Below are 13,841 nucleotides of genomic sequence, written 5' to 3' on the forward strand. Positions count from 1 at the left end.
ATCGATGTTCAACGACCTCAAATCCGCTGTCCGCCCCGCGCTGGTGCTGACCCTGCTCTTCGCCGCGCTGCTCGGCATCGCTTATCCGCTCGCGCTGACCGGGATCGGCCAGACGCTGTTCCCGCGCCAAGCAAACGGCAGCCTGATCCGCGACGGCGGCACCGTCGTCGGGTCGGAGCTGATCGGCCAGAAATTCACCGGCCCAACCTATTTCCATGGCCGCCCCTCCGCCGCCGGTGCCGACGGCTATGATGCCGCCGCCTCGGCAGGCTCCAACCTCGGTCCTGCAGCGCAGGCACTGACCGACCGCGTCAAGGCCGACGTCGCGGCGCGTTCCGAAACGACACCGGGCTCTCCCGTCCCGCCTGACCTGGTGACGACCTCTGCCTCGGGGCTGGATCCCCACATCAGTCCCGAGGCGGCCTTTTCGCAAGTCGCGCGCGTCGCCGCCGCCCGACGCCTCCCCGCCGCAAAGGTCCGCTCGCTCGTAGCTGCAGCGGTGGAGCAACCGACGCTGGGTTTCCTCGGCGAACCGCGGGTCAATGTGCTTTTGCTCAATCGCGCTCTCGACGCGTCGGCCCCGCAAACATAGAATGTCGGCATGCCGCAAACCGCAAAAATTCTGATTGTAGAGGATGACGCCCACATCCGCCGGTTATTGCGCGCGACGATGCAGCGGGCCGGTCACACCGTCGTCGAAGCCGCAGATGCGCGCCAAGCCATCGCCTTGCTGGATATCGAGCGGCCCGATGTGGTGCTGCTCGACCTAGGCTTGCCGGATCGCGACGGTCTCGAGCTGATCGAACCGATCCGCCGTCGTTCGGCCGCCACCATCATCGTCGTGTCGGCGCGCGACGACAGTATCGAAAAGGTCACCGCCTTGGACCTGGGCGCCGATGACTATGTCGCCAAACCCTTTGACACCGACGAACTGCTCGCCCGAATTCGCACCGCGCTTCGCCATGCGCGGACAGCGGCCACCGGTGAGCCGGCGAGCGTCGTCGAGGTCGGCGCCGTGCGGATCGACCTCGACCATCGGCGCGTCCTGAAAGACGCGCAGGATGTGCACCTGACGCCCAAGGAATATGCTGTGCTCGCCGAACTGGCTCGTCGCCCGGATCGGGTGCTGACCCACGCCCAGCTGTTGAAATCGGTGTGGGGACCAGCGCATGTTGAGCGGGTGGAATATCTGCGGATCGCCGTGCGTGGTTTGCGCCAGAAGCTGGAGGCAGACCCCGCCCAGCCCAAACTGATCATAAATGAACTGGCCGTCGGCTACCGCCTTCGCGCCTGACAAGGTCGCGCACCGGCGCGCAGGGTGGCTGAACGAAGGTCGCGGCGCCAGCGATCCGTGATCCTGATCAGGCAGCTTGTGACCTGCCCCTTGGCGCACTCTATCCAGCATTGCCCGCGGTCCATTTGACGCGAACATATGCCGGACGGCGTGCGGGCAGCAAAAAGGCCGCGCCAGCCAGACACGGCCTTTCCGGCATATCGTGATGCAGCCCCTCGGCAATTTTCCGGGTCGTTGGAGTCGCCGAAGCCAAAAAATCATATCCGGATCGGGACGATCGTCAATCAACCTGATGGATAGCCCCCGTCATTTTGGGACAGGATTTACAGCTCGCAAACCAACCGCCTGCCCGTCGCCGATGGCCAGGATCGTGCCGACAATGCTTGTCTTTCAAGAAGATGACCATGCCCCCACGCAATTCTGCATCGGCGTTCCAACGCCACTGGAAGATTGGCCGCGCGAAGCGATCAGCGCCACTTTAGCAGCCAGTTCATCGGTCTTTCACGACTTTTGTCTAGGGGAACCACGACCTCGCCGCGCTGCGACCCGCACGGCAGGGTCATGATTTGGTCACGCCGGCAACGGCGCGTACCAGGAACTTGGCCCGACCCTTAGCAATCCAAGGGTTGGGCCCTTTCTGGACCGTCCACCGCGCTTGTCAAAGCAAAACCGGAACCCGGTTGCGATGAAACGCAGCAAGGGCCCGGGTATTGAAACCCGAGCCCCCCAATTTTGCCGGAAATGACGCAGGCCAATCAGGCGTAGCGCACGCTGACCTTCTGCCGCCGACGCGACCGCATCGCAGCGCCCATAGCGCCGAGACCCAACAGCATCATCGCCCAGGTTCCGGGCTCGGGTACGGCCGACGCGGTATCGAGGGCGATGTTTGCCGTCGAATTTCTTGCCCAGATGGTGCCGGCGAAATCGAGCCGCAACACGCCGTTCTGAATCGAGATATCCGAGCTATTGAAACCGAGGATCGACGAATTGAGCAGGTTCGCACTTGTGAACGCCTTCGACAGATCGGCAAGCGAGACGATGGTCTGCGTCAGAACGAGCGCGCCCCCCGAGATGTTGGAAATCCTGAGCCCGCCGCCATTAAAATTAAGCCCGATGGCAGGATTGGGCGCCGCACCGACGACAAACTCTTGGCCCCCGCCGACAACGGCCGAGTTGGTGAAGCAGGAATAGGTCGATCCCGCACCGACCTGCGCACAGGTCACGGTGTCCCCGATCAAAGTCGCTGCTTGAGCCGGCGAAGCCGAAAGCAATGCTGCGAACGAACAAGCAATCCAAAGTCTTTTCATAACACCCCCGTTAAGATTTCTTAACATCTGTAAGATTTCTCCGCGAGAGTCCATGCCTTGCTGCTGCCAGACTTTAGAAGTTGTTTCGTTTTGGAACGATTCTGCAATTGCCGCCTACATTCGCTGCAAGGCGCGTATCAAAAACAAAAGTCCCGGGTTGCGCCGAGCGGCAATAGGACAATTCCACTCATTACCTGCGTCGGCCTGATCAGAAGCGCGTCCGTTTCGCCACGCTTGGACAACGGCGCGATGTCGTTCCGCCAACAGGGCGATCAGCTTTTCCCGCCCGAACTGCCAGGCCTTCAGCACCCTGACTTTGGCGGTCGTTCAGATTCCCAGCTCGAATGTGCAGGCCCCGACCATGGCGAACCGACATGAACGCCCGAACGCGAAGGTTGGTACGGCCCAAGATTCTTACAAAGAAAATAGACAGGGCGGATCGACCCAACCCGAGCCATTACCAATGAACCTGCCGTCGTACTTTGCCGACGGCAGGGTCGCGCGGGATTTAGGTCAGGCCTTAATCAGGCGAGTTGCGGACTGAGCGGCAGACCGGCGGCGCATTGCACCGCCAATCAAGCCAATGCCAAGCATCATCATGGCCCATGTCGCGGGTTCCGGCACAGCTGACACCGAAACATTGTCCAGCGCAGCGCCAAACGATCCCGGATTGGACGATGCAAAAAACAGGGTGGTCGATCCGCCAGGCCCAGCGGTAAATTGGTAGTTATAGTTCTTCCACCCCATGTTATTAGGCAAGCTAAGCCCGGTGGTGTCGAAAGTGAAAATCGAGCTTTCAGCCCCCGTGGCGCCGACCTCTACCAACTTGACAGTCGGCTGTCCGGCGGTGTTGCCAGCCAGCCAGAAGCTCACATTATAAAGCTGGCCGACAACTGTATCGAACGTCTGCTGAATGCCGCCGGGGCCATTGCCATTCAGATCAATGCTACGCGAACCTTGCTGCGCCGTCCAATAGCTACCGATATAGTCGACGCTGTTGCCCGTCACGACCCAGCCGTTGATCGCAGTCGAATTGCCACCGGCAACGGTCGTGAAACTGGAATTTGTCAGGGTGCCGTCGTCGAAGCTGCCGTTGACAAACGTCCCGGCGCTGGCGCTGGCCGGAACCAACGCGACTGCGGCGACTGCGGCGAAAATGCTGCGCATATTTCTTTACCCCTTCAAAATGGACCTGTCGCCTTGCTCGACCCGTACGATCAATTTCAAGTCAACGATTCGTTCTGGTGCATCGCACAAAATGGAATTTTTAACCAGTTGTTAAGTGTCCTGTAGGCAAGCAAATGATCCAGCAATTGCGTCATCTGTCTCATTATGAAACGATTTATGCGCTCGAAAATCAAAAATCGGGCTATCGCGGGCCATTCCGCGCTTCCAGAACTATCGATCGCTAGCAGATCCGCCGACGCGCAATCTCTATATCTTCGGGCACCTTGGTGGGCGTTGGCGCCAAAGTCGGCTGCGCTGACACAATGAAGGCTCCGCGCACCTCCTGCCGGCTCTCGTCGATCCTCGCCGTCGTCCTCAGCAATCCCCGCTCGCTCAAAACTCGACGATGATTCGAACCTTCTCGGGAGCCACGCCCGTGGCGCGCGCGATCTGCTCCCGACTCGCATCGATCAGATCGTGGATCATGTCGGGCTGGGGATCGACGAGCAGCTGGGACACCGGGACGCCGAGCAAATGGGCAAGGTCGGCCAAACGGTCCTCCTTCGGACGGGCACGACCCTTTTCCCAGCCCGAAATCGACGGGCCGCTGACGCCGAGACGTTCGGCCATATTGGCCTGACTCAGGCCTTTCGCCATACGCAGGCGCTTCAAATTCGCGGCAAAGCTGGAACTATGCGGCCCGACCGAAACGGAGTCTTGTTCGGGGACGGATGACGGCGGCGATGCCTCTTCGATAGCAATAGCACTTCTCAACTGCGCCGCGCTCAGCGCCGCCGGCGAGATCGGCGCGTCGAACTGGCAACCGAACATCCGACCGCTCACCCAAACCAGCGTTGCCGGAACCACGCCCGCATGCGGAAGATCGATGTCGATGCGGTCGCGGATCGAGAGCGCCGCTTCGCATTCGATCAGCAATCCTGTTTCCGAGATGTTATGGATCGTCACGGGGACATCGGCGCCCGAGGCATGAGCGCCGCGGACCTCGAGCATCAGTTTGCGGCGCCTTGCCCGGGTTGCCGCTGAAGACTTTGCGCCTGATTCAAAATATGCAGAAATAGCCATGGTCCTGTTATCGGCCACACGGTGTTAAAGCCGTCTTAGCGCCCGAATGGAAACCAGGATGTTTCGGCCAAAATGTTGGTCCGCAAATGCAGCGGGTGCCTGCGGCGACAGTCCGACCGCGGCGATATTGGGCGTTGTCGGGTGCCAATGGCGACGGCCCGAAATTCGGGGTCTGCCTCTCTCACGCGCCGAGCGTCAGTGGCAAATCGGCCGTTCTTCAGGCCACAATGTCGGGTCCGGCCCGACCGGTATGTCTGTGAACCCCGGCGATCAGTTCAACGACCGATGCAAGACCTGCAAGCATTTCGGGCGCCGTGGCGTCGATAACGCCGTCGGGGGGTTCATAACGTTCGAGGTATATGCGCAGCGTTGCCCCCTCGGTCCCGGTTCCCGAAAGCCGAAAAACTGCCCGTGATCCGTCGGCAAAGAAGATACGCACGCCCTGGTTGGTGCTCGAAGAGCCATCGACGGGATCATTGTAGGTGAAGCTGTCCGCCAGGGTCACCGCAAGGTTGCCAAAGGTGGTGCCGGACAGGCTGGAAAGTCCTGCCTTTAGCGCGTTCATCAGATTTTCGGCATCCGCGACTGGCAAATTTTCATAATCGTGGCGTTCATAATAGTGGCGCCCGAAGCGCGCCCAATGCGCGCGCGCCAGCGCATCGACCGATGTCTTCCAAACCGCCAGGATGTTCAGCCACAGCAGCACTGCCCAAAGTCCGTCCTTTTCGCGGATATGGTCGGATCCGGTGCCAGCGCTTTCCTCGCCACAGATTGTCGCCATCTCGGCGTCGAGCAGATTGCCGAAATATTTCCAGCCCGTGGGCGTCTCGAAGCAGGGAATGCCAAGGTCGGCGGCGACCCGATCCGCCGCGGCGCTCGTCGGCATCGAACGAGCGATGCCCCGAAGTCCGCGCGCGTAGCCGGGCGCAAGATGAGCGTTGGCCGCGAGCATGGCGAGCGAATCCGAAGGGGTGATGTAACGGCCGCGCCCGATGATCAGATTGCGATCGCCATCGCCATCCGACGCCGCGCCAAAGTCGGGCGCCGCGTCGCTCATCATCAGCGCATACAGATCGTGCGCGTGCACCAGGTTCGGGTCCGGGTGGCCGCCGCCAAAATCTTCGAGCGGCACGGCATTACGCACCGTTCCCGGAGCAAAGCCCAAGCGCTTTTCGAGCAGCTCGACCGCATAGGGTCCGGTCACCGCATGCATGGCATCGAACGCCATGGTCAAGCCCCCAGCCACCGCACCGCGAATCGCGGTAAAGTCGAACAGCTCTTCCATGAGGTCGGCATAATCTTGCACCGGATCGATGATCTCGACGTCCATCGAGCCGACACGATGTTGGCCCACCCGATCGAGGCCGATGTCGGACGAATCCTCGGCCAACCAGCGATCGATCGTCAACGTCCGGGCATAGACCATATCGGTGATCGCTTCAGGCGCCGGGCCGCCGTTCGCGATATTATATTTAATCCCGAAATCGCCGTCGCGGCCCGCCGGATTGTGACTGGCGGACAGAATGAGGCCGCCGCTTGCCCCATATTTGCGGATCAGGTGACTGACCGCCGGCGTTGAGAGGATGCCGCCGCGGCCAATGATGGCGCGGGCATAGCCGTTGGCCGCTGCGATACGGATCGCCTGTTGAATGACCGTCCGGTTATGGTAGCGGCCGTCGCCGCCGATCACCAATGTGGCGCCGTCCGGACGTGCGACCACGTCGAAGATCGATTGCAGGAAATTTTCGGCATATCCGGGCTGTTCGAACACCCGCACCTTCTGGCGCAAACCGGAGGTACCCGGCTTCTGATCGGCAAAGGGCCTCGTGGGGTGATGGATCGTCGGCACTTGTTAGCTCCCGGTGACAGAAATTGTGTCGAGCGACGATTCTTGCGCTGAGCGGCAGACTAGCCGGAACCCAGGCCGGCACCACACACCATGTCATCGCCGTTACGTCCTGCTCAGTCGATCAAGCGAGGACGATCATCAACCAGCCGGGGTGCTGCGACGTCACCTTTGAGCTTGTGGCTGGGGATGGCGATGCCGCCGCCGCTCGGCGCGATCACGCCGCTTGGCGCCGAGCTGAGCTCACCGCGTAAGGGCGCCTTCAGCCCGGACGACGGCGGGGGAGCCGCGGAAACGAGCGGGTCGCTAGCAAGCGGGATGCCCGCCAGATCCAGGGTTTCCGGAAGGGCTGACGAACCCAGCAGATAGCCGGAAAGATTGGCCGCAGCGGCGGCGGGAATGATCTCCGCATTGGCATAGCGATTGACGAATGCGCGCGGGGTGCCGTTATTGCCGCTCCAGCGATAGAAAATGTGCGAACCGACCGTCCGCAGCTTGGTGAGGCTGCTGCTCCAATAGGGTACGACATAGGTCGTGTGGTAATGGGTCGCATAGCCCACCGACGGTTCGACATAACCCGACAGGGCGGCGGTCGCGACCGATCGGGCACGCAACCAGCCGCTCGCCGAGGGTCGACGGCGCAGCGATCCGTCGCAGGTGAAGGTGAACTGGCAGCCGGTGGTCCGTTGCGATCCCTGGAAAACGACACCGCAGACCGAGTTGGGATAGGCGGGGTGGCGCATACGGTTGAGGATCACCTGCGCCACCGCCCGCTGACCTGTCGCGGACTCGGACGCCGCCTCATAATAAATCGCTGCCGTCAGGCAATCGACCGCAGAGAGCTGGGCGGCGCCAGCGGTCGCGGGGGACAAGATAGCAAAGGGTTTGGCCGGCAGGATCGGCTCGTCAGATTCGGGAACCGCGGCATTGATTTCAGCGGCTTGCAAGGGCGCGATGCCCTCGCGAAACTTGAAGGCTTCCGGCTCGACCGGCAAACGCTTTGCAAACTCGCGCGAAGTGCTCGGTGCGTTCCAAATAGTCATAGACGGCGAAGTCGATGTGTAGATGGCCGCGACCGCGGCAAGCATGGCAAGGCCGCAGACTGCCAGCAAGGCAAACGCACCCCATGATTTGCTGAGTCGAGACATGACGCCGTGCATTACCGGATGGCACCCAAGAAATACAAAAGGGCCGACCATATAGGCCGACCCTTCTGCTAGTTACGAAGTAGGCCGCAGTCGGGTTCAGGCGAACTGAAAGCGGACCTGGGTCTTTTGACGACGACGCATCGAGAACCCGACGGCGCCAAGGCCCAGCATCATGAGCATCCAGGTGCCCGGCTCGGGAACGGCCGAGAAGACGCCGGTAAAGCGCAGGCCAGCGGGGTTGCCGCTACCACCGGAATCATTCTGAACATTGAATTCCAGAGTGTTGGAACCGGCCTTGAGATTGACCAATTGATTGAGGGCCACGCCGGAACCATTGAACTGTGAAGCCAGACCGGTATTGTTAGCATAAATGGTCGTGACGCCATTCAGAATGATCGACAATACGCGGTTATCCGACCAGAAATTGCCCGTCAGTGTCGCGACCGTGGCGATCTCGCTGAGCGTGAACGTCGTCGAATAATTCACGATGCCAACCGGCGCGCTTTCGTTGCCGTTGCTGCCGTTAACTGCCGTGATCCAGCGGGCGCCGTCGGCATTGCCGTTCTGGCCAGCGGGCGAGCCGCCGGAGAACCACGCATTGTTGATCACCGACGGAATATAAGCGAGCGATTCGCTCGCGGGCCCGCCGACAACCCAATTCGCGTCAGATCCACCGAGCGTGCCGGTGCCCGTGTTGACGGTAACGGGAGTCGCGGCGGTTGCCGCAGTAGCGGGAAGCGCGAGCGCCACCAGCGAAAATGCAAGAGCGAGTGTAGTTTTCATGTTGAACATCCCCATCTTAAACTGAAACTAAATAAAGCTGGCACAAAGGCCTTTAGAGCGGCGGAGCGAACTGACGAGCTTTCTGGCCCAAGCTGTCCGGGAAATAGTAAATCAGGCTGCGCGAGCAGCAATTGTCGGAGATTTATTCATCCTATTCCCCTTAATTCAGTAGCTCCGCTCCCCGCTGGACAGTCCAGTGGAGTGGAGTCACCTCGCAGACAGACCCAGTCCCATTCGAGCGGGAGGGCATCGCGACACGAACCCCTTCGCCTCGGGAATCCCATTGAGCTGGAATCTCGATGCAAAAGACGACCCGATGTGCGCGAAACCCGCAGTGGGTCTGTTGCCCACTTGCGAGTGGCAGCTATTGATGATTCGTTAAGAAATGTCAACGTGCTGTTAAAGCGCTAACATCTGCGTCGGGATTCAGTTCCGGTGTTTTTTCGGGCCCAGATGCCGCGGATAGATTTAATTGATTGATATCAGTATGTTAGGTCAGCTTTTGAATCTGCGGACGGTACAACCTCGTCGCTGGCTCAGATTCTTGTTTCAATGTGGGACATTGATGGCTGAAGACGTGTTAAAGCCACCTTAAGCGGGCTTCTTCCCATAAGTAAGCCGCGGCCTCACCCATTCCATGAAGTTTAAGCATCTCAAATTAATCGATAATTTTCTTAACTTCCGCAGGGGCTGAGCGATAAGCGCGCTCGGCGTCGGTCTTAAGCGGACCGGCGAATGCAGTTAAGCGTGTCGACCATACGGGATGCAGGCGGCCACCGAGTCGCGATGACGTCGGAGTCGCGATCATGTCGGAAGGGTTTGCGAGGCCGGTAATCGGCGCGCAGTACCCATTTGCGATGAGGCATGTCACCCCAATGCGCGGGTCCGCTACGTGCGGTGCTTGCTATTCGCTGTAATAGCCGTCGTACTTGCCACCATAGCCGTACGGATCGCCGGAGCCGCCCGTAAAGCGGTTGAAAATCGTGCCCAGAAGCGGGGTCGGATGCAGCAACTGCATCGAGCTTTGCAGCTGTTTCTTTGTCGTGACGCCCTGCTCAACGACGAGCAAAATGCCGTCGAGCTGCTCGGCCACCAGCATCGCATCGTCATTGGCAAAAACGGGCGGCAGGTCGAAAATCACGATCGCATCGTCCCCAAGCGCGCGCGCGCGCGCCACCAGATCCAGAAGCCGGTCGCCAACCATGAGTTCGGCGGAATTTACCTGGGCCGGAAAGGTCGGATACACCACGAGGTTGCTGGTGCCGATGCGCCGCCCGATCTGGGCAAGCGTCAGCTCGTCACCGAGCAGATATTCGGTCACGCCCTCAGGACCCTCAAGGCCGAAGATATCCGCAATCGTCGCGCGGCGAAGATCGAGATCGATCAAAACCGTCCGGCGGTTCGACAGCTGGCTCATCGAAGCGGCAAGATTGGACGCGACAAATGACTTGCCAGCGTTGGGAGCGGGCGAGGTGATGCCGATCAAGCGGCCGCCGGTTTCTGCCAGCTTCTTGATGAGTTGGGCGCGCAGCAGATTGAAGGGGCGCGAACGGGCGTCCTTCGATTCAAAGCCAACCAGCTTGGGACCGATTTCTGGCTGTTCAACGTCGGCAACTTCGCCAATGCCCGGTAGCGGCAGAACGGCAGGATGCCCGCGCAGCGGGTCGGGGAGATTGGTCAAGCTGTTCATCGATCCGTTCTAGCTGTTCGCGCGCTGCAATAGGCGACCTCGACCGGGCAGAAAAGCGAGTAATCGCTGAAGCCGTGTCTTCGGCGTCGATGCGGCGGGGTCGATCGTCGGAATGGATACCAGCGGCATTTCGCCCGTCACCGACCGAATGTCGAGCATGTCCCGGATCGGCCGATAATAGAGCTCGACCAGAAGAATAAGGAACAGCCCGAACCCCAACCCGAAAGCAAGCCCACCCGCGATCAGCAAGGGCCGATTTGGCGAACTTGGATCTTCAGGCACGACGGGCGGATCGATCACCGACAGCCGCTCGCCCTTTTGCTCGCTTTCGGCTTTGGCGCTCGCCTGCGCCGCCAGCAACCGGGTCGAGACGCTCTCATATTGTGTGTTCAGCCCCTCCAGCTTCTGTTGCTGCTGGGCGATCTGTTCCTGAACGAGCGGGGCGCGCGCCTGGGCGCTTTGCGCGGCCGACATGCGACCGATTTCCTGCGCCTTCACTGACTGAAGGGCGGCAATCTGGGCGTTATTCGAAGCGATCTGCTGATCGATGGTGTCGGCGGGTCGCTTCGCCTGATTGCTGTCAGCGAGGCGGCGCGCCTCGGCCAGCCGCCGCTTGGCGATGCCGATATCGGGATGGCCATCGGAGTAACGCGCCTGCGCGGCGGCGAGTTCGGCTTCGGCACCTGCCACGAGCGGATCGCGCTCCGCCGCCGATTTACGGGCTTCGCGCTGCGCCGCAAGAAGCGCATTATCGCGCTGCAAGGCAATAATCTGCGCGTCATAGCTGCCGCTCGTTCCGCCCATCACCATCATGCCGGGATTCGACAGCGCGAAGCCGTTTTGCGCCTTGATCGTTTCGATCGACGATTCGAGTTCCGCCATCTGGCTTTGCAGCGCGGTCGCCTGATCGGTCAAAAACTGAACCGTGTTGGTGGCTTGTTCGGAACTTCTGGTGGCATCGATGAGCAGGATCTGCTCGGTCATGTCCTGTGCGACGGCCTGGGCCGGGGCCGGGTCCTTATAGTCAAAGCTCAAGGCAAAAGCGATCGTCGAGGACCGCCCCGCCGAGGCCCGCTGCAACTCGGCCGACACCGTTTCGATCGTTGTCGAGTTGCGCATCTTCTCGATGATCTCGGACAAGGATTTGCTCGACCGTTCGTCGGTGTAGAGGCGGTGTTTCTGGATCAGCTCGATCAAGCGGGGCCGACTGAGAACCTGCTGTCGGATCTTGGCAATGCGCTGGTCCACAATGTCGCCTTCTTGCTCCCCGACTACGTCCTCGGGAAGCTGCGGCGATTCGACGAGCAGCGTGGCCGTCGAGCGATATACCGCAGGCAGGGTGAAAGCCGCCACAACCCCCGCGATAAAACAAAGGATCGTCGGAAAGAGCAGCCAGCGGTAACGCTCGCGGATAATGGTCGGAAGATGTGCAAGCAGATTGCCGCCTTCTTCCTCGTCCCGTTCGTACCGATCGCTGCTCATCGCGTATTTCCGAATTGGAACGTGATTCCCACGGCCCCCTGAATGTTCGAGCGCCGTGCGCCGATATCGTCCGACGTATCTGAATAACCCGCACTCGCAAACAGGCGGGTTCGCTCATTGAGCAGGCGTTCGTAACGCGCATAACCCCGGATGCTCTCGAAATCTCCACCAACTCCGGCCAGCGGTGCCGAAGCCACCGAGTAGCTGCCGCCGAGCTGGAGGGTTTCGCGCTCCGACAACCGCAAGGAATAGGTGGCGCCCGCCGACGTCTGCTTTCGCACGCCGCCGATAGCGGAGGGCAGCACCTGGCGCGAGCCATTGACGCAGAAATTGCTCAACGATCCCTTGTAGCAGAGCGTTGCGTTGCCGGCAAAAGTCGTCGACGTATCGCGACCGACGGCAAGGTTCGTCCGGGTAAACGACAGCCCGAAACTTCCCGACGCCTGAAGCCGCGATCCCAGCATCGCACTCACCGACAATTGGGGCGACAGCGTCTTGGCATCGCCAATGCGCGTATCCTTGAAGTTGCTGACGCTGGCATCGACAACGCCGCCGATCGTGAAACCGTCGTTGATGCGGCGCGAATAAGCGAGGCGCTGCGACGCATAATCGGAATCTTGCAGTCGCGCCGCGCCGTAGCGATTGGCGCGTGCCGAGCTCGACCAGCGAATTTCGTCGAATTCGGTGGGCGTGTAACGCAAAGACACATCTGCTGCGGCCTGGTTACGGCGCTGCCGGTCGCCGAGCAACGTGATGTCATTGTCGATCGGCAGGGGAAGATCGTCTGGGCCCAGCTCGTCGCCGGTGCCGATCGGCCCGACGAAGTCTGTGGTCGATACGCTGCTCGAAATCGAGAAGTTGGCAGTTGCATCCAGGCGTTCGTTGATGCGGTGGCTGGCGGCCACATTCGCCGACAGGTTCTGCGCCGAATCGTAACGGCGCATATATTCCACATGCTCGACCCGCCCCGATATTTTGAGGCTGCTGATGCCGTCCGACCGATAGATGCTGGGCGCCAGTTCGAGCCGGAAGGAGGCGGCTTCGGTGTCGTCACCGAAGGCGAGAAACGGGTTGCTGTCATAAGCCGTCGATGCCGTGACGGACACATCGCTCCCCGTCTGTGCTCCAGCAGGAGAGGCAGACAGCAACGCCACGGCGCTCGCTGCAAAAAGACAGCGGATCTTGACCCCAAGACTCGCCTCGCCAGACACAATGAAGATCCTCATGGCACGATGACGGTATCGCCGCTTTCGATCATCGGAATCGCCCGCACCGCATCAGCGCTGATCGATTTGCTCCGTAGGATGCCAGAGAGGCGCGCGGGGATCGTGACCAGGCCGCCATCGGTCTTGCGAATGATGACGATGCTATCGAGACTGGCGAATTCGTCGGCGCCGCCTGCGAGGCTCAGCGCCTCGAGCAATGTCACATAGCGGCCGGGGGTAAAGGTACCCGCCGATTTCACTTTGCCGATCACCGAAAATTGCAGGCCGGCCGGACTGCGCACCGCGACGGTTACATCGGGGACATTGCCATCGACATATTTGCCCGCCAACCCGGCCGAAATGAACTGCTCGATTTCCTTGGTCGTGCGGCCGGCGCCCTGAATGGAGCCGACGAGGGGAAAGCTTATCGTGCCGTCCGGCAGGACCCTGACCGTCCGCTGCAGCTGATCCTCGCGCCAGACATTGATTTCAAGCTCGTCGCCGGGATTGATGCGATAGACGGGCAGATTGGTTCCGGCGCGCGGCGCACTCGCCGCAGCCGGAGCGGCCTGCGCCGCGGCCGACACGAAACCGTGAGCGCTTGCCGGGGCCGCGCACAGCGCCGCGCCAAGACAAAACAATGCTGACGCAATCTTCACTTATCACCTCTAACGGAAACGCTGCCCCCAGCAAATGAGGCGATTGGACGGACTCAACACGGAAAGTCAACCCGATTAACCTAAGTCTCTCTATCAATTTATATGTTAAAGGCTAAGCGAAAACATCATATCAATTAAGATATTTAACCAGGCAGACGCTTTGAACCTCCTCTCCGC

Annotated in this window: 12 protein-coding genes; 2 read left to right on the plus strand and 10 right to left on the minus strand. The window is 60.6% G+C overall.

From position 1 onward, the window contains the following. The first annotated feature begins 4 nt into the window (after window positions 1-4). Window positions 5-592 (plus strand): potassium-transporting ATPase subunit KdpC, encoded by a 588-nt coding sequence (kdpC, locus tag VGN68_RS02125; protein WP_327473459.1) that lies wholly within the window; start codon window positions 5-7, stop codon window positions 590-592. A gap of 9 nt (window positions 593-601) precedes the next feature. Beyond that, the gene (locus tag VGN68_RS02130; protein WP_327473462.1) at window positions 602-1,294 is read left to right on the plus strand and encodes a response regulator transcription factor; all 693 of its coding nucleotides are present in this window, start codon (window positions 602-604) and stop codon (window positions 1,292-1,294) included. A gap of 755 nt (window positions 1,295-2,049) precedes the next feature. Here the strand turns inward: VGN68_RS02130 and VGN68_RS02135 are convergent. The 10 genes from VGN68_RS02135 to VGN68_RS02180 form a co-directional block, all read right to left on the minus strand. Further along, window positions 2,050-2,655 carry a PEPxxWA-CTERM sorting domain-containing protein gene (locus tag VGN68_RS02135; protein WP_327473464.1) on the minus strand — a complete coding sequence of 202 codons (606 nt, stop codon included), beginning with the start codon at window positions 2,653-2,655 and terminating at the stop codon, window positions 2,050-2,052. A 459-nt stretch (window positions 2,656-3,114) separates the two neighbouring features. Further along, entirely contained in the window at window positions 3,115-3,768 is a 654-nt protein-coding gene (locus tag VGN68_RS02140) for a choice-of-anchor C family PEP-CTERM protein (protein ID WP_327473466.1), read from the minus strand. Between the two features lie 393 nt (window positions 3,769-4,161). After that, complete coding sequence (locus VGN68_RS02145) at window positions 4,162-4,779, minus strand: helix-turn-helix domain-containing protein (RefSeq protein WP_327473468.1); 618 nt, start codon at window positions 4,777-4,779, stop codon at window positions 4,162-4,164. A 289-nt stretch (window positions 4,780-5,068) separates the two neighbouring features. Then, window positions 5,069-6,700: an alpha-D-glucose phosphate-specific phosphoglucomutase gene (locus VGN68_RS02150; RefSeq protein ID WP_327473470.1), complete on the minus strand. Its 1,632-nt coding sequence runs from the start codon at window positions 6,698-6,700 to the stop codon at window positions 5,069-5,071. A 113-nt stretch (window positions 6,701-6,813) separates the two neighbouring features. Then, entirely contained in the window at window positions 6,814-7,845 is a 1,032-nt protein-coding gene (locus VGN68_RS02155; RefSeq protein WP_327473472.1) for a cell wall hydrolase, read from the minus strand. Window positions 7,846-7,941: 96 nt separating this feature from the next. Continuing rightward, window positions 7,942-8,628: a PEPxxWA-CTERM sorting domain-containing protein gene (locus tag VGN68_RS02160; RefSeq protein ID WP_327473474.1), complete on the minus strand. Its 687-nt coding sequence runs from the start codon at window positions 8,626-8,628 to the stop codon at window positions 7,942-7,944. 904 nt (window positions 8,629-9,532) lie between these two features. Then, the gene (locus tag VGN68_RS02165) at window positions 9,533-10,318 is read right to left on the minus strand and encodes a CpsD/CapB family tyrosine-protein kinase (RefSeq protein WP_327473476.1); all 786 of its coding nucleotides are present in this window, start codon (window positions 10,316-10,318) and stop codon (window positions 9,533-9,535) included. A gap of 9 nt (window positions 10,319-10,327) precedes the next feature. Next, the gene (locus VGN68_RS02170) at window positions 10,328-11,800 is read right to left on the minus strand and encodes a lipopolysaccharide biosynthesis protein (protein WP_327473478.1); all 1,473 of its coding nucleotides are present in this window, start codon (window positions 11,798-11,800) and stop codon (window positions 10,328-10,330) included. Beyond that, the gene (locus VGN68_RS02175) at window positions 11,797-12,906 is read right to left on the minus strand and encodes a hypothetical protein (RefSeq protein ID WP_327473480.1); all 1,110 of its coding nucleotides are present in this window, start codon (window positions 12,904-12,906) and stop codon (window positions 11,797-11,799) included. The genes VGN68_RS02170 and VGN68_RS02175 overlap by 4 nt, the downstream gene beginning before the upstream one ends. A 116-nt stretch (window positions 12,907-13,022) precedes the next feature. Continuing rightward, on the minus strand, window positions 13,023-13,664 hold the full coding sequence (locus VGN68_RS02180) for a polysaccharide biosynthesis/export family protein (protein ID WP_327473481.1): 642 nt from the start codon (window positions 13,662-13,664) through the stop codon (window positions 13,023-13,025). Window positions 13,665-13,841: the final 177 nt, after the last annotated feature.

This window comes from Sphingopyxis sp. (assembly GCF_035998965.1).
GTDB lineage: Bacteria > Pseudomonadota > Alphaproteobacteria > Sphingomonadales > Sphingomonadaceae > Sphingopyxis.